This window comes from Lutibacter sp. A64, from assembly GCF_022429565.1.
Lineage (GTDB): Bacteria > Bacteroidota > Bacteroidia > Flavobacteriales > Flavobacteriaceae > Lutibacter.
In genome coordinates this window covers 2,277,954-2,295,853 of record NZ_CP092487.1, presented here as the reverse complement: position 1 = coordinate 2,295,853, position 17,900 = coordinate 2,277,954, and the positions used below count along the sequence as shown (strand labels likewise).

The window sequence follows — 17,900 nt, the reverse complement described above, 5'->3', positions numbered from 1 at the left end:
TTTTAATGAGGTAAGGCAATTAAACATTAATTATTGATATTAATAGTAATAACTAAACAGTTACTAAAATTAAACTTAACATAAAAAAATAGATTATGAATTTAAAAATTAAGCTAACCTTAATAGTGATATTGATGCTCAATATACCATTAATGGCTCAAGAAAGTTTTACAGTAAAAGGTACTGTTACTTCTCAAGCAGATGGGCAGCCTATTTTGGGGGCAAATATTATTGTAGTAGGTACGCAAAAAGGTACAAGTACAGATTTTGACGGTAATTATCAAATTGAATTGGTATCAGGAGAAATTCTTGAAATTACTTATTTAGGTTATGTTACAAAAAGAATTCCCTATGTAAGTCAAGAAGTGATTAACGTACAATTGGTAGAAGATTCTGCTGTATTAGATGAAGTTGTTGTAGTTGGGTATGGAGATCAAAAACAAAGTAATGTAACAAGTTCTTTAACCAAAGTTTCTGGTAAAGATATTGAGAATGTTTCAGTATCTCGTGTAGAAGATGCGCTTCAAGGAAAAGTTGCAGGTTTAAGAATTCAAACAGTTGCTTCAGAAGCGGGTGGTGACCCTAAAATTACATTAAGAGGGCCTGGGTCAATTACGGGTACATCAGCTCCATTAATTGTTGTTGATGGTGTTGTGCTGGGTACCGATGCAGATATTTTAGGTACCATCGATAATAATAATATACAGTCTATAAGTGTTTTAAAAGATGCCTCATCAGTTGCAATATACGGTTCTCGTGGTGCAAATGGGGTTATTTTAATTACGCTTAAAGAAGGTGTTTCAGGAAAAACTAGTTTTTCATATAATACATTTGTAGGGTATAAATATTCTGAAAATAATGATAATTTTAATACATCAATTGCCGATGAAAGAGCTAGATTAGATGGGCTTCAGGCAACAGTTTCAGCAATATTGCCTACAAGTGAAAGATATGAAGATATTAATAGATATTACGACAATGCTTATGCAGAGCTTGAAGCTATGGATTTTATTGCTTCTTTAGGTGGTGGCGAAACAAACTGGCAAGATGAAATTTTTGATGGTGGTTTTATACAAAGTCACTCTTTAGCTGTAAGAGGTGGTACTGAATTAACAAGCTATACTGCTTCTTTAGGATTTTTAGAAGATGAAGGTATTGTGTTGACAGATAATTTTGAAAAAATTAATGCCAGAATTAAAGTTGATAGTAAATCAAGAAATAAGAAAATTAAGTTTGGTGCAAGTTTAAGCGTTAATTACAACGATCAAGTTAGAGTTCCAACCAGATTTACAGATCCATTAAGACAAATGGGGCATTTACCTCTTTACTTAAATGAAGATCATTTAAAGTATGTAACTCCTTTTTCTACAGCTGTTGGTACTTCTACAGATGCAGGAAAATTGTTCGAAAACCTTGGTGTAGGTAGCTATGGATTTTCAAGAGCTTTTGACCACACTTTTACAGTAGACCCTAACAATCCTAGAGATATTCTTAGAGATGCAGAAACAGGACTTCCTATTCCTAGTGGATTAACTTCTGGTGGGTTAACGTTGTCTACTACAAAAAACGTACATCCACTTGTACATTACTTAGAAAGATCAAGAGTAAAGAAAAAATTAAGTTTAAATACTTCTGCTTATATCGATTTTAAATTAGCGAAAGGTCTTAATTTTAGACAATCTATTTCTGGTGTTTTTAGACATAATAAAAACAATAATAACGATTATTTTTATGGTCAAGAAAATAGAGATCAAGAAGCTTTTAGATTTGAAGGTAGAGATGAGTTAAATCAATACGCAGTAGAATCATTACTTAAATATAATACAAGTTTTGGAGATCACAATTTTAATTCTGTATTCGGTTTTGAATATACACGTAGAGATTTTTACGTGCAAGAATCTGAAGCTGTAGGTTATACAAATGATTTTAATAACAATATTGCAATTGCAGATGGTGGAACTACTTATACTGACAATGGAACCGATAAATTAGTTTCGTATTTTGGTAGAGTAGATTATAATTATGATGAAAAATACCTAATGCAATTATCTGCTCGTACAGATGGTAGTTCTAGATTTGGTACAAATACAAGATTTGGATTTTTTCCAGCAGCTTCAGTTGGTTGGATAATGTCTAATGAAGATTTCTTATTAGAAAGTGATCTAATATCATTTTTAAAAGTAAGAGCTAGTTACGGTATTTCAGGTTCTAATGAAATATCTAGAAACATCTATGAATCTCTTTATAGATTTGAAGAAACTTTTAGTACAATTAGTTATAATGGTTTAACAGGTGTTAAAGGTGTAACGTTAGCTAATCAAAATTTAGGTTGGGAAAAATTAGTAGAATTTAATCCAGGAGTAGATGTTAGATTTGCAAATGGACTTCTAAACTTATCTGTAGATTATTATGATAGACGAAGTGAAGATTTAATATTATTTGCTCCAGTACCTGCTACTTATGGTACAGATAATTGGTTGCAAAATATAGGTGAAGTAAAAAATTCAGGTGTTGAAATAGAAGCGAGCTCTAGGGTTATTTCAAAAGAAAACTTTAGCTGGGTTGCATCAGGTCAATTCTCTTTAAATAGAAATGAAGTAGTTAGTTTAGGTAATAATGAACAAATTATTTCTAGAATAGATCAAGATACAAGACCTACAGAATTTATTGCAAAAGTAGGACAACCAATAACATCTTTCTATGGCTGGGTTTATGAAAAAGAAATGCCTTTAGAGTGGATAGACAATCCTTTTAATAGATTTAATAATGATTTTGCAAATGTATATGTAAAAGATTTAAATAACGATGGTATTATAGATGGTGAAGATAGAACAGAATTAGGTAATCCATATCCAGATTTTACTTGGGGTTTAAATTCAGACTTTACGTATAATGATTTTGATTTTTCATTTCAATGGCAAGGATCTCACGGTGCTGAAGTAAGAGTAGCAGATTTAGATCAGTTATATTATGCAAGTGAGTCAGCAGTTAATCCAGTTGCAAACTTTCCAGATATAGATAAAACAGTTCATAGAAGATATACAGATGATCATATTCAAGATGCATCATTTATAGCATTAAGAAATTTAAGTGTTGGATATACAATACCAGCATCAATTGTTTCAAAATATAATATTGATAGATTAAGAATATATTTAACAGGTGAAAATTTACTTTTCTTTACTGCTGAAGGATATGAAGGGTTTAACCCAGAAGCTGCTGGGCAAACATCAGATAATGCTAATACACCTCTAACATCAGGTTATCAAAGAGGTGACGGACCAATAGTTAAAACAATTTCAGCAGGTATTAACTTTCAATTTTAATTAATTATGAGAAATATATATAAAAATATAATAGTTTGTTTTTCTCTTATGGCTTTATTTGTAAGTTGTGAAGAAGAACTAGATCTAAGTAACCCTACGGCACTTTCTATAGAAGAGTTATTACAAACAGATAATGGATTTCAATTATTATCTAATGGAGTTTTAGATGCTTATCAAAAAGTTCCAGCTAATGAGTTTTTACTAATAGAATTAAGATCGGATAATGTAAGGGCTAATACAGAAAATGGAAATTATCCAGCAATTAATGCATACAATGTAGATCCAAATAATGGAGATGTAGCAACGTATTATTCTAATAATATGTCTACCATTAAACATGCAAATACAATTATAGAGAATCGTTTTTTAGCACCAGAAAGTCAACAATATACAGTTGGTGAAGCTTATTTTATGAGAGCTTTATGTCACTTTAATTTAGTTAGAGCATATCAAAACGTTCCTTATGTAGATAAAGTTTTAGACATAAATACAGAAGAGGCTAGAGATTTTCCTCAGTTACCAGAAAGTGAAGTTTATGAAAGAATTATAGATGATTTTAAAACTTCTATTGCTTATTTAGATGGTGTAGAACAAAATAGATACAGACCTTCTAAAGGTGCTGCTATAAGTTTAGCAGCTAAAGCATATTTAAGTCAGCCAAATCCAAATTATTCTGAAGCAGAATTGTTATTAGCTTCAATTGTTGAAAATAGTGGAGCTTATAATTATAACTTATTATTTACAGAAAGAAGCAATGCTTCACAGTTTGAATTTAATGCAGACCCTACTGATGCTTCTGTAGATCTTTTAACAGATGCAGAATATTATGCTAACTTAGTTATAGATTATGGACACGTATTTGGTAATTCAATTTCAGGTGGATTTTCTGATGGAGTACTTGATGGTTCTTGGTCAAACAATTCTGCATATGAGATTAATAATGAAATAATTTTTTCAATAGCATACGAATTAGTTAGTAGTGATAATTATACAACTAGTGATAGTGGTTTAGATGATCAAGTAGAAACAGATTCAGAATCACATAGTTTTGCTATGACATTGCAAGGGCCATCAAATGGTGTAAATATTGCATCGCTTGATTTTTTAGAAGTGATGAATCCAGAATTACAACCAGTAAGATTTTATGCTAGTATTGATGCTTTATCTTACAATCCTACGCTTGAAACAAATGATACGTTTAATGCTAAATTCCCAACTGATGGTGAAATTGGTGATAACGATTGGATTGTTTTAAGATATGCTGATGTGTTGTTGTTGTACGCTGAATCTATTTTAGGAAATAATGATAGTACTACAGACCCAAGAGCTGTTGAAGCTTTTAATAAAGTAAGAGCTAGAGCAGGACTTGAAGAAGTTGCAAATTTAACTAAGCAAGCTTTATTAGATGAAAGAAGAGTTGAGTTTGTATATGAAAATCAACGTCTGTATGACTTAATTAGATTTGGTCAAGCAGATAATGTGTTGACGGAATTTTCTAATGAAAATAGTTTATTTTATGCTCCAGGGAAAAAATACCTTCCTTTCCCTCAAAGAGAAATAGACAATTTACCTAATTTTTATAATCAAAATAGCGGATACTAAAATCAGATAATTATGAATAAATATTTGTTTAAAATAAAATATATAGTTTTAGTTACATTTGTATCTTTAACTTCTTGTGTCAATGATGACTTGGCTGATGTAGGTGATTTAGAAGATATAACAGGGCCTACGCCGTTTTATAACGTAACCGATATTACTACTTCAGAATTTGATTGTAGCGATGTTGAATTAGAAGCTAACTATGAGTTTAATTTTCAAGCTGGTTCAAATTTAGCAGTAAATGGTATATATTATGAATGGAAAGTTTCACCTTCAGAAGGTATTGAATTAATAAATAAAGATTTACCTATTCTTGAAAAATCTATAGAAGGTGAATTAGCTACTGTTACAGCATTAGAAGATGCAATTTCTAAATTAGAATTTAAATTGCCGTGTACTGTAGATGAAGCTAAAGCTGCGGTGTTAGAAGCGCAAATAGCTGATTTAGAAGCGCAATTAGAAACAGCAAAAGCAAGTCTTACAGATGAAACTTTGCAAAATGTATCTAATTTAGAAAGTCAAATAGCAACTTTACCAGCGGCAACTTTACAAGATAGAGAAATAATAGTTTCTTTTCCAGGTCCAGGTGAATATACTGTGGGCTTAACTGTAACCGATAACCTTGGTAAATCAGATTATATAGAAAAAACAATTACAGTAAATCAAGTTGTGCCAACAATTCCAATTCCTGAAATTGGTGAGCCAAGTTTTGATGATGGTACTTTGTTTGATGGTACTGGAGACGGTAGAGACTCTTGGAGAGCTCCTAGTAGTTCTAAATGGGGGTCAGTTTTTCAAATTAACACAAAATCTGAGTTAGGTGTTTTACCTGACGGTTATCAAGCTGCTAAATTCCCTTCAGATGGATCTAGAGTTGGGTATCAAGAAATTGAAGTAACACCAGGAGCAACCTATGTGTTAACTTACTTTAGTGAGTTAGATACTAATAATATAGGTGAAGTTACCGTATCAATAATTAGCCCTAATGCAACAACACTTGATGAAGCAAAATTAGAAGCAAATATTATAGCTTCTAGAACAGAAAGTTCTGTAGGAAGAGTTGATGATGTATTTAAAAAACACGCAATTACCTTTGAAGCTGGTGAATATGAAAAAGTAATTATTTTACTTACTAATTCAGGTACAGAGTGTAGATTAGATGCATTTGATATAACAGTAAAACAATAATAAAGCTCTAAAATATAATATTATGGTTTATAAAATAATTAAAAAATTCAATAAGAGTATTTTGGTACTGTTGTTAATGTTTTTAGGTTTAATATCATGTTATGATAATGGTTACGAAGAATTTGTACCACCAACTGGAAATGTAAACAATATACAACCTAATACGTTATTTACAACAAGTACTAACCCAGATAATAGTTTATCAATGGTATTTAGAAGCTACTCAACAGATGCTGCTTCTTATTTATGGGATTTTGGAGATGGTAATACATCTACAGATGCTAATCCAGACTATACATATGAAAAAGGTGGGTTATATACTGTTAAATTAACAACAACAAGTTCAGATAATTTAATAGCAACAGACTCTTCAGATGTGGCACCTATTTTAGTTGATTTTAATCATACTTCTATAGATTCAGAAGTTACTTTTGAAAACCTTACTTCTGGTGCGGCTAGTTTAGTTTGGGATTTTGGAGACGGAGAAACTGTAGAATGGGATGCTGAAGATACAGAGGAAGATGCGAACTTTAACCCTGTACATGCATATAAAACAGCTGAAACTTTTAGTGCTACTTTAACCGCAACTAATCATTTAGGTACAGAGTTTTCTGTAACAAAGAATATTGAAGGATTAGTATTGTCTACAGTTCCAGATTTTACATTTATAACTAGAGGATTTACAGCTGAATTTACAGATGCTTCTATTTTAGCAGTTTCATATAGTTGGGACTTTGGAGATGGAAATACGTCAGAAGAAGCTAATCCAACACATATTTACGCTGGTGAGGGAACTTATGAAGTAGTTTTAACTACAACTAACGATGCAGGTGTATCTAAGAGTATTTCACAATTTGTTCCAATTGGAGGAATAGATCCTACATTTATGGCGGTTGTTCAAAATGGTACAGCTGATGATTGGACTAAAAATACTAGTGATAATGCTGATGCTTGGGATATGACTCCTAATAGTACTATTGAAGATAACACAGGTGCGGAGATTGCTAGTCCTTATAGAGCTATTTGGTATAATTCAGAATTAAACGATTATATCGATGCTACTTACGGTACTAATGAACAACCAGGATCATCAAGTGATGGTGCGTATGTTGATGGAGTTAAAACAAGAGCTGTTAAGCTTTCTAACAGTAGTCGTCGTTTATATCAAGTTGTAGCAGTAGAGCCAGGAGTTGAATATACGTTTACTATTGATACACGTTCTGAAGCAGAAGGAATTAATACAGAAGTATTTATTTTAAATAATGAAATTACTACTGAAGTAGGTTTAGATATGAATCCTGAAAATGATCCATCTGTAGATGCTTATTATAATATTACAAATGATTTCAATTCAAGTAAAGGGTCAGCAACTGAGAACACATTTACTACAACTACTTTTAGGTTTACAGCAACTGCAAATATTGTTGTAATTTATGTAAGAGCATTAAATGCTGTTGATAGTAGTAATGAAGTATTTATTGATAATATTGATATTATTACGCCAGAAGCTAGTGCTGGAGTTGATGCAACTTTTGAAGCTAAAACCTTAAATGGTACAGCTGATGATTATCAAGGTGAAACAGGTGATAATGCTGATGCTTGGGATATGACACCTAATAGTACGGTAAAAGATGATGTACTAGGTGAAATTGATAGTCCTTATAAAGCTATTTGGTATAATTCAGCATTAAACGATTATATAGATGCTACTTACGGTACTAATGAACAACCAGGATCATCAAGTGATGGTACGTATGTTAATGGTGTTAAAACAAGAGCTGTTAAGCTTTCTAATAGTAGTCGTCGTTTATATCAAGTTGTAGCAGTAGAGCCAGGAGTTGAATATACGTTTACTATTGATACACGTTCTGAAGCAGAAGGAATTAATACAGAAGTATTTATTTTAAATAATGAAATTACTACGGAAGTAGGTTTAGATATGGATCCTGAAAATGATCCTTCTGTAGACGCGTATTTTAATATTACAAATGATTTCAATCCAAGTAAAGGTTCTGCAACTGAGAATACATTTACAACAACTACATTTACATTCACAGCATCGTCAAATATTGCTGTAATTTATGTGAGAGCATTAAATGCTGTTGATGGTAGTAATGAGGTATTTATAGATAATATAGATATTATTACTCCAGGATTTTAAAATTATATAATTAAAAAAATGAAGCATTTCCGAAAAGAAATATTGAGTATATTTTTGTTAGCATTTCTAACTGTAAACGTTGCTTGTCAAGCACAGAAAAGTAGCGTTTCAGATTCGGATGTTAAAATTGAAAAGAAGAAAAAGAAGAAGAATAAGGTAAAACTTCCAATGATTGATTTAAGTCATTGGAAAGTTACCTTACCAGTTACAAATGAAAAAGGGAGACCTTATGAAATTGAACCTCCAAAAATTTTAAAATTTGCTGAAATAGATGTAGCAAAACCTTATATGTATATTGATTCTACAAGAGGAGCTATAGTTTTTCATGCAATGCCAACAGCATCTAAAACTAAAAATACGAAGTATACACGTTCAGAATTACGTGAGCAGATGGTGCCTGGAGATAATAATAGGAACTGGACTTTTGCAGAAGGTGGTTATTTGAAGGGAAAATTAGCGATGGCAGAAACCACAAAAGATGATGAAGGAAAATTTCATAGAACCATTATTATGCAAATTCATGGAAGGTTAACTAATGAACAACGCGATTTAATAGGTGAAGACGATAACAATGCTCCGCCAATATTAAAAATATATTGGGATAAAGGAAAAATACGTGTAAAGTCTAAAGTACTTAAAAATATACATGCTACCGATGAAGAAATACTTCATGAAGACGCTTGGGGAGATGATGAAGGTTTTAACTTTGAACAAAAAGTAGGTTTTAGAAAATTTACGTTAGAAGTTAAAGTAAGTGAAGGAAAAATGGTAGTGATATTAAATGGTAATGAATACAAAGTTTATGATGATATTCACATTAAACGTTGGGGTGTTTTTGAAAACTATTTTAAAGCTGGAAATTACTTTCAATCTAGAGATGAAGGGTCTTTTTCAACTGTAAGGTATTACGAATTAGAAGTAAGTCATTAAAATGTATTATAAATGAGTTGATATTAAAGTTTGAGTTTATTTGATGTATATGCTGGCTCTATTGCTAGAGTCAGTATATTCAAATTTATTTTCACTTAAAAATATTTTATATTTTAGATTAAAAATTATAACCAATATTAAAATGAAATTAGAAATACTAACAAAAATAGATCACATAGAAACTCAAAATTTAATTATTTCTAAAATAAGAGATTATATAAATTTTAAGAATTTAGAACCAGGAGATAAATTGCCATCTGAACGTATGATGTCTGAAAAGTTTGAGACCAGTAGAAATAATGTAAGAGAGGCAATTCAGCGGTTAGAGTTTTATGGTATTTTAAGATCAATTCCTCAAAGTGGAACTTTTGTTGCTAATATTGGTGTAACTGCTTTAAACGGTATTATAGACGGTGTTTTAAGGTTAGAACAACCAGATTTTAAATCACTTGTAGAAACTAGAATTTTGTTGGAGTTAAAAACTTCAAAATTAGCTGCTTTAAGAAGAACAGATGCGGATTTAAAAGAAATAGAAGGGGCATTAGAAGCATTTTCTAAAAAAGCACTTAACGGAGAAGATGCAGTGGAAGAAGATTTATTATTTCATTTAGCAATTGCTAAAGCTGCAGGTAATAGTACTTTAAATACCTTAATGTTAATGATAACACCTGAAATTATCATCAATTTTGAAAAACATCATGTGTGTGATAAAAAATCATCATTAATAGGTATTGAAGAGCATTCAGCTATTTTTAAAGCAATAAAAGAAAAGAACCCAACAGAAGTTAAAGAAAAAATGAAATTACATTTTAAGAATTTGTATGAGTATTGTTACAATGTTAAAATTTAAAATTATTATAAACGATAAAATTAAGTTACTCTCATAGAGGAAAGTAGTACGATTAATAAATACATTAAAATTAGAGGGAAGTTATTTACAATAAATTAAATTTCGTATTTATTAAGAGTGTTATTTAATGACTAAAATAGGGTTGGTCAGTGAATCTATGTTTATAAAAAACCCTGATTAAATTTAATAATAAATGAAATTAAAAGGTTTACGTTGGTGGGTTGTAGCGTTAATTGCACTTGCTACAATTATTAATTATATTGATCGTCAGTCATTAAGTGTACTGTGGCCTGAAATTGCAAAAGAATTATATCCAGGGCATACACCCGATGAAACAAAGGCAATTTATGCGCTTATTTCAATCATTTTTGTATTTTCTTATGCTTTCGGACAAGCCATTTTTGGTAAAATTTTCGACTGGGTAGGTACACGATTAGGTTTTGTGTTATCTATTGGTGTGTGGTCTATTGCAACAGCATTACACGCATTTGCTCAAGGGATATTAAGTTTTGGAATTTTTCGTTCAATATTAGGTATTTCAGAAGCAGGAAACTGGCCAGGAGCTGCCAAAGGTAATGCAGAATGGTTCCCTACTAAAGAGAGGGCACTTGCTCAAGGAATTTTTAATTCTGGAGCAGCTATTGGAGGGATTATATCTATTCCGCTAATTGCATTTTTAGCTGTATATTTTAGCTGGAAATCAATATTTATATTGATTGGTTTAGCAGGTTTACTTTGGTTAATACCATGGTGGATATTAGTAAAAGCACCACCAAAAGATCACCCTTGGATTACAGATGAGGAACGTGATTATATTTTAACAGGTCAAAAAAATGAAGATTTTGATGGAGATGGAACACCTGATCAAGAGTATAATCCTAATACAAAAGAGCTTTTAGGTCATAAACAAAGTTGGGGTGTAATATTAGCATCTGCATTTATAGATCCAATTTGGTGGCTGTTTGTTTTTTGGATACCTATTTATTTAAATGAAGTTTATGGAATGGATGTAAAATCTATTGGGCTTTATGGATGGGTACCATACGTTGGAGCTATGTTTGGAGCTTGGTTTGGTGGTCTATTAGCACAAAATAGATTAAAAGCAGGTTGGAATGCTAATAGAACACGTAAACTAACAATTACACTTGGGTGTTTAATTATGCTACCAGCATTAATTGCTATGGCAAATCCAGGAGAAGCTGTTACTGCCGTTATTATTATGGCTGTTATCTTGTTTGGTTTTCAAACAGCTATTGGTAATGTTCAAACCTTACCAAGTGACCTTTTTTCAGGAAAAACAGTTGGAACATTATCTGGATTTTCAGGAATGGCGGCAAAACTTACTGCTGCAGGTTTAACCTACTTAGTGCCTTGGTTAACTAGTGGAGGTAATTATACACCAGCTTTTATAATAGGAGCGGCTTTAGCTATTCTAACTTTAGCTAGTGTGTGGATATTTATCCCTAAAATTGAGCCAATTAAAAGAAATAAATAAAATAATTAAAAATAATTAAAAATGAGTAATGTAAATAATAAAGTAGCAGTTGTTACAGGTGCTACAGGAGGAATCGGATTTCAAGTAGCTAAAAGATTAGGTCAAGACGGATATACTGTAGTTTTAAATGGTATTGAAGACGAAGATGGAGCTAAAAGAGTTGAAGAATTAACAGCTGAAGGAATTACTGCAGAGTATATTGGATTTGATGTTACAAGTGATGATGCTGTAACTTCTAATATTAAAGCAATTGGAGAAAAATATGGTCACATAGATGTACTTGTTAACAATGCAGGTGGTTTAGGTGGAAGATCTAGATTTGAAGAAATGACAACTGAATTTTACAGATTTGTAATGGCTTTAAACCTTGATTCAGTATTCTTTGCATCAAGAGCAGCAATACCTTTCTTAAAAAAATCTGACAATCCTTCAATAATTAATTATACATCAAATGCAGCTTGGAATGCTGGTGGACCTGGAGCAGGTATCTATGGAACATCTAAAGCTGGTGTACATGCAATTACTAGAGCATTGGCAAAAGATTTAGCAGAATATGGAATTAGAGTAAATGCAGTATCTCCGGGTACAATTGATACTCCTTTCCACGCTCAAATTAAATCTACTAAACCAGAAGTTTTTGCTTCTTGGGCAAACAGTATTTTATTAGGTAGATTAGGTCAACCAGAAGAAGTAGCTTCTGTTGTATCTTTCTTAGCTAGTAAAGATGCTTCATTTATAACAGCTGAAACTATCCAAATTGGTGGTGGACAAGCTTTAGGAATTTAATTTATAGGTTAGTCTAAAAATTGGCGTAGGTATTTTCTACGCCAATTTTATAATAAAAAAATTTTATAATGAAAAAAGTAGTAACATTTGGAGAAATCATGTTAAGATTAGCTCCACACGGATTTTTAAGATTTTCACAAGCAAATAGTTTTGATGTGATTTACGGAGGAGGAGAATCAAACGTAGCTGTATCTTTAGCTAATTATGGTGTTCCTGTAGATTTTGTAACTCGTTTACCAAAAAATGATATTGGAGAATGTGCTATGATGGAAATGCGTAAAAGAGGTGTAAACTGCGATAATATTATTTGGGGAGGCGATCGATTAGGAATTTATTTCTTAGAAACCGGAGCTGTTAATAGAGGTAGTAAAGTAGTTTACGATAGACAACATTCAGCAGTTGCAGAAATAGAACCAGGAATGGTAGATTGGGAATCTGTATTTGAAGGAGCAGGATGGTTTCATTGGACAGGTATTACACCAGCCATTTCTCAAGGAGCAGCAGATGCTTGTTTAGAAGCTGTAAAAGTAGCTAGTAAATTAGGTTTAACAATTTCTACGGATTTAAATTACCGTCAGAAATTATGGAAATATGGAGGAGATAGAGAGGCAATAATGACTGAATTAACTTCGTACTGTGATATTATTTTAGGAAATGAAGAAGATGCAGAGAAACACTTCAACATTAAACCAGAAGGATTAGATATTACAACTCAAGGAGAACATGTAAAAGGAGAAGCATTTTTATCAGTTTGTGATCAAATGTTGAAAAAATTCCCAAGAGCTAAAAAAGTAATAACCACATTAAGAGGATCCATTTCAGCATCACACAATACCTGGGCAGGAGTTTTATATGATGGTAAAACATTATTTGAATCACCACAATACCAAATTACAGATATTGTAGACCGAGTTGGAGGAGGAGATTCATTTATGGGAGGTTTAATTTATGGTTTGTTAGAATATGAAGGAGATGACCAAAAAGCATTAAATTTTGCAGTAGCAGCATCTTGTTTAAAACACACAATAAAAGGAGATGCAAACTTATCTACAATAGAAGAAGTTAAAAAATTAATGAGTGGAGATGCTTCAGGTAGAGTTGCAAGATAATACTATATAGTAATATTTATGTTTGATTATAGGAAAGTTGGTTTACATCCATCAAACTAACTTTCCTTAATTTATGTAACATGTGTGTATTTACAAATTTAATACAAGTAAAAAGTAACTTGTAAGTCCAGATGTTGCTTGTTAAAATAAAAATGGAGGTATATGAAAAAGTCAATTGCAATTATTTGTGGTGGAGGTCCTGCTCCGGGAATCAATACTGTAATAAGTACACTTGCTAAAACATTTTTAAAAGATGGTTATAACGTTTTAGGTGTACACCATGGATATAAAGGGTTATTTTCTAAAAATCCTTCAATAAAATCCTTCGACTATCAGAGTGCAGATCGAATTTTTAGTTTAGGTGGTTCAATCTTAACTATGAGTAGGTTTAAACCAAAAGATAGCGATTTTAATGCAGATTTTTTTCAAAAAAATAATGTAAAATTATTAGTTACAATTGGTGGAGATGACACGGCTTCAACGGCTAGTAGACTTACAAAATATTTAACTAATAAAAAATTAAATGTAGCTCATATTCACGTTCCAAAAACCATTGATAACGATTTACCGCTACCAGATAGAAACCCTACGTTCGGATTTCATACGGCAAAAGATGAAGGTGTTAGAATTGGTAATACTGTGTATGAAGATGCTAGAACCAGTGAAAATTGGTTTGTAGTTTCTGCAATGGGTAGATCAGCAGGGCATTTAGCCTTTGGTATTGCTTCTGCTTGTCATTTTCCAATGATGATTATTCCTGAAATGTTTAATAAAACAAAAATTACTTTTGAAAAATTAACGAATATTATTATTTCGTCTATTATAAAAAGTAAAATTAGAGGAATTAAATATGGTGTTGCTATGGTAAGTGAAGGTGTTTTTCACTTTATGGATGATGACGAAATAAAAAATTCAGGTATTAATTTTACGTATGATGCTCATGGACATCCAGAATTAGGAAATGTTAGTAAATCTCATATTTTTAACTACCTTCTTCAGGTTAAATTAAAAGAATTAGGACTAGATATTAAAACTAGACCGGTTGAAATAGGTTATGAACTAAGATGTTGTAAACCAATTGCATTCGATTTAACACTATGTACATTATTGGCTATAGGTGTTAAAAAATTATATAAAGAAGGCGTTACAGGTTGTATAGTAAGCGCTAATTCAAACGGAGATGTTATGCCGTTATATTTACAAGATTTTGAAGATGAAAATGGTAAAGTTCAACCTAGATTAGTAGATATAGAGTCTGATATGGCTCAATTATTTATAAAAAATCTAATTTATATTAGAGAAAAAGATTATCAAGAAGCAAAACAATATGTAGAAGATCCTTCGGCATACGATTTTAAAAAAATATTAAACTGGAAATAAGTTATTGATTAACAATTAGTAATTATACAATAAACAAAATTATGGCACAATTTACAAGAATAGAAGTAGCAATAGCAATGAAAGAAACCGGGATGATTCCTTTGTTTTTTAATAGTGATATAGAATTAAGCAAAAAAGTATTAAAAGCATGTTATGATGGTGGAGCGCGCTTAATGGAATTTACAGCTCGTGGAGATTATGCACACGAAGTTTTTGGAGAATTAACAAAATATGCAATTGCAGAATTACCAGGCATGATAATGGGAGTTGGTTCTGTAACAGATGGAGCAGCAGCTTCATTATATATGGCATTAGGAGCAAACTTTATAGTAACTCCAGTATTACGAGAAGATATTGCTATTGCTTGTAATCGTCGTAAAGTTTTATGGTCTCCGGGTTGTGGAACATTAACAGAAATAGCAAGAGCCGAAGAATTAGGTTGCGAAATTGTAAAATTATTTCCAGGAGATATCTACGGGCCTCAATTTGTAAAAGGAATTAAAGGACCTCAACCTTGGACAAGTATAATGCCAACAGGAGGTGTTTCTCCAACAAAAGAGAATTTAACAGGTTGGTTTAATGCAGGGGTAACTTGTGTTGGAATGGGATCTCAACTAATTTCAAAAGAAATTATAGCAAAAGAAGATTACGACGGATTAAAAGCTAAAGTTAAAGAGGCATTAGCATTAATTAAAGAAGTAAGAAAATAAAAATACTATGTCAATGTATAAAAATTTATTAATTGTTTTATCATTTATTTTATCGATTTCTTGTAAAGAGGTTTCAGTAAATATGATAAAAGTTAAAAATATAGAAGAACTAAATTCAGCAATAAAAAAAGCTACACCTGGTGATGAAATTGTACTTGCCAATGGTGTTTGGAAAGATGTTGAAATTAAGTTTGTAGGTAAAGGAACTGAAGAAAAACCTATAACTTTAAAAGCAGAAACTGTTGGAGAAGTTTTTATTGAAGGTGTTTCTAATTTAGAAATTGCAGGAGATTATTTATTTGTAGAGGGCTTATTTTTTAGAAATGGATATACGCCGAGTGGAGATGTAATTGCTTTTAGAACAAGTAAAGAAAACGTAGCCAATCATTCTAAAGTAACAAATTGTGTAATTTTAGATTATAATCAAAAACAACGTGATAGAGATGATCATTGGGTGCAACTTTTTGGAAAACATAATGAAGTAAGCCATTGTTATTTTGGAGGAAAAACTAATGGAGGTCCTACGCTTAGAGTAGATATACGCGGAAATCAAAGTATAAGAAATTACCATCAAATTGTTAATAATCATTTTGGTCCAAGACCTAGAAAAGGTGGTGCAAGAGGAGAAACTATTCAATTAGGAGGTAGTTTTTCTTCAATGTCTCCTGGTAATACAGTTATTGCAAATAACTTATTTGAAGAATGTAACGGAGAGGTTGAAATTATTTCTAGTAAAACTAACTTTAACGAAATTAGAAACAATGTTTTTTATAAAAGTGAAGGGTCTGTTGTAACACGTCATGGTAATTATGCAATTATTGATGGAAATTATTTTATAGGTGATGGTGAAAATAAAAATTATGGAGGAATAAGACTTGTAAATACCGGTCATTGGGTAGTAAATAATTATTTCTACAATATTATTGGTGAAAACTTTAGAAGTCCTTTAGCTGTTATGAACGGGATACCTAAATCTCCATTAAATAGATACAACCAAGTTACAGATGTAGTAGTTGCATACAATACGTATGTAAACTGTAAATCTCCTTGGCAATTTGGGGTAGGTACTAATATTGATCAAAAAGATGTCTTGCCTTTGTCTGAAATTCGTTCAGCTAGACCACTTAGAATAGACGTTGCAAATAATATTATTTTTAATGAAGTAGGTGATTCTAATCCAATTATAGAACACGATAAAGCCGATGGTGTAAGATTTAAAAGTAATATAATTAACAATCAGGGGGTTAGTTTTAATGATGAAGACCGTATTGTTCCTACTAGTTTTGAAATAACTAAAATTGGTGAATATGTTTTTGTTCCAACGGGTGTTTCTGATGAGTTTAAACCATATAATGGATTTGGATTTGAGGAAATTACAAACGATCTTTTTGGGAATTCTAGAGCAAATTCTAATTCAATAGGAGCTACTGTTTCTGATGTAACTAACGATCCATTAATTTTAGATAAAACAAAATATGGTGCTAGCTGGTATTCAAATGAAGTAACGCCAAGTGAACCTCAAATTTTTGAAGTATCAACTAATGATGATATTGCTGTTAAAATTGCTGAAGCAAAAGCAGGAGATATTGTAACATTAAACGCAGGAACTTACACAGTGCCTAAATCTCTAGTAATAGATAAAACCATTACAATTCAATCTAAAGATGAAGCAAAAGCAGAAATTGTTTTTTCAGGTGAAGAAAATACACCATTGTTTGAATTAAATCCTTATGGTTTATTAACATTAAAAAATGTTAAGATTAAAGGCAATGGAACTCAAAAAGCCTTTGCAAGTCTAAAAGAAAATATGTTTAATCATTTCGGATTAACAGTTTCTGGAAGTGAAATAAGCAACTTTGATTATGTTTTAAAAGCATACAAACAAACATTTGCTGAAGAAATTTCATTTACCAATACAACTATAACTAATTGTGAAAATGGTATTGAACTTTCAGAAGAAATTAACGATAAAGGAGATTACAATGTAGAATATTTAACCATAGACAACTGTCAGTTTAACAATGTAAGAAGCAATGTTGTTGATTATTATAGAGGTGGTTACGATGAGTCTACAATTGGAGGAAATTTAGCACTTACTAATAGTACTTTTGAAAACTGTGGTGCTAAAGAAGAAACTAATATTTTAATTAATACAAGAGGTATTGTTAATGTAAATATTGAAAATAATACGTTCCAAAATAATAAAGTAAAATTGGTAGCATTATTATGGGGAGCTAAAAATAATTCACACGCGAACAATAAAGTTCAAAATTCAGGGAAAATTGTAGTAGAAGAAAACTTAAAAATGAAATTAATGTATTAGCTGGTGTGAGCTAGTACGTTGATTTATAAAAATCTAAAAA

General features: G+C 31.3%; 12 protein-coding genes. All 12 read left to right on the top strand.

What is annotated here, in order from left to right; translation table 11 throughout:
* Positions 1–134 precede the first annotated feature (134 nt).
* The 12 genes from MKD41_RS09470 to MKD41_RS09410 all read left to right on the top strand — a co-directional run bounded on the left by MKD41_RS09470 (position 135) and on the right by MKD41_RS09410 (position 17,860).
* On the top strand, positions 135–3,326 hold the full coding sequence (locus MKD41_RS09470; RefSeq protein ID WP_240242053.1) for a SusC/RagA family TonB-linked outer membrane protein: 3,192 nt from the start codon (positions 135–137) through the stop codon (positions 3,324–3,326).
* A gap of 6 nt (positions 3,327–3,332) precedes the next feature.
* Positions 3,333–4,928: a RagB/SusD family nutrient uptake outer membrane protein gene (locus tag MKD41_RS09465; protein ID WP_240242052.1), complete on the top strand. Its 1,596-nt coding sequence runs from the start codon at positions 3,333–3,335 to the stop codon at positions 4,926–4,928.
* Between the two features lie 12 nt (positions 4,929–4,940).
* Positions 4,941–6,116 (top strand): apolipoprotein A1/A4/E family protein, encoded by a 1,176-nt coding sequence (locus tag MKD41_RS09460; protein ID WP_240242051.1) that lies wholly within the window; start codon positions 4,941–4,943, stop codon positions 6,114–6,116.
* Between the two features lie 22 nt (positions 6,117–6,138).
* Positions 6,139–8,277, top strand: a complete 2,139-nt coding sequence (locus MKD41_RS16405) for a PKD domain-containing protein (protein WP_305852410.1) — start codon at positions 6,139–6,141, stop codon at positions 8,275–8,277.
* Positions 8,278–8,295: 18 nt separating this feature from the next.
* Complete coding sequence (locus MKD41_RS09445) at positions 8,296–9,207, top strand: polysaccharide lyase family 7 protein (protein WP_240242050.1); 912 nt, start codon at positions 8,296–8,298, stop codon at positions 9,205–9,207.
* Between the two features lie 142 nt (positions 9,208–9,349).
* Positions 9,350–10,057: a FadR/GntR family transcriptional regulator gene (locus tag MKD41_RS09440; protein WP_240242049.1), complete on the top strand. Its 708-nt coding sequence runs from the start codon at positions 9,350–9,352 to the stop codon at positions 10,055–10,057.
* 193 nt (positions 10,058–10,250) lie between these two features.
* On the top strand, positions 10,251–11,552 hold the full coding sequence (locus tag MKD41_RS09435; protein WP_240242048.1) for an MFS transporter: 1,302 nt from the start codon (positions 10,251–10,253) through the stop codon (positions 11,550–11,552).
* Between the two features lie 21 nt (positions 11,553–11,573).
* Positions 11,574–12,338, top strand: coding sequence for an SDR family NAD(P)-dependent oxidoreductase (locus MKD41_RS09430; RefSeq protein WP_240242047.1), 765 nt, complete (start codon positions 11,574–11,576; stop codon positions 12,336–12,338).
* 68 nt (positions 12,339–12,406) lie between these two features.
* Complete coding sequence (locus MKD41_RS09425; protein WP_240242046.1) at positions 12,407–13,447, top strand: sugar kinase; 1,041 nt, start codon at positions 12,407–12,409, stop codon at positions 13,445–13,447.
* A 162-nt stretch (positions 13,448–13,609) separates the two neighbouring features.
* Positions 13,610–14,827, top strand: coding sequence for a 6-phosphofructokinase (locus MKD41_RS09420; RefSeq protein WP_240242045.1), 1,218 nt, complete (start codon positions 13,610–13,612; stop codon positions 14,825–14,827).
* Positions 14,828–14,868: 41 nt separating this feature from the next.
* Positions 14,869–15,537 (top strand): bifunctional 4-hydroxy-2-oxoglutarate aldolase/2-dehydro-3-deoxy-phosphogluconate aldolase, encoded by a 669-nt coding sequence (locus MKD41_RS09415; RefSeq protein ID WP_240242044.1) that lies wholly within the window; start codon positions 14,869–14,871, stop codon positions 15,535–15,537.
* Between the two features lie 13 nt (positions 15,538–15,550).
* Positions 15,551–17,860 (top strand): chondroitinase-B domain-containing protein, encoded by a 2,310-nt coding sequence (locus tag MKD41_RS09410; protein ID WP_240242043.1) that lies wholly within the window; start codon positions 15,551–15,553, stop codon positions 17,858–17,860.
* Positions 17,861–17,900: the final 40 nt, after the last annotated feature.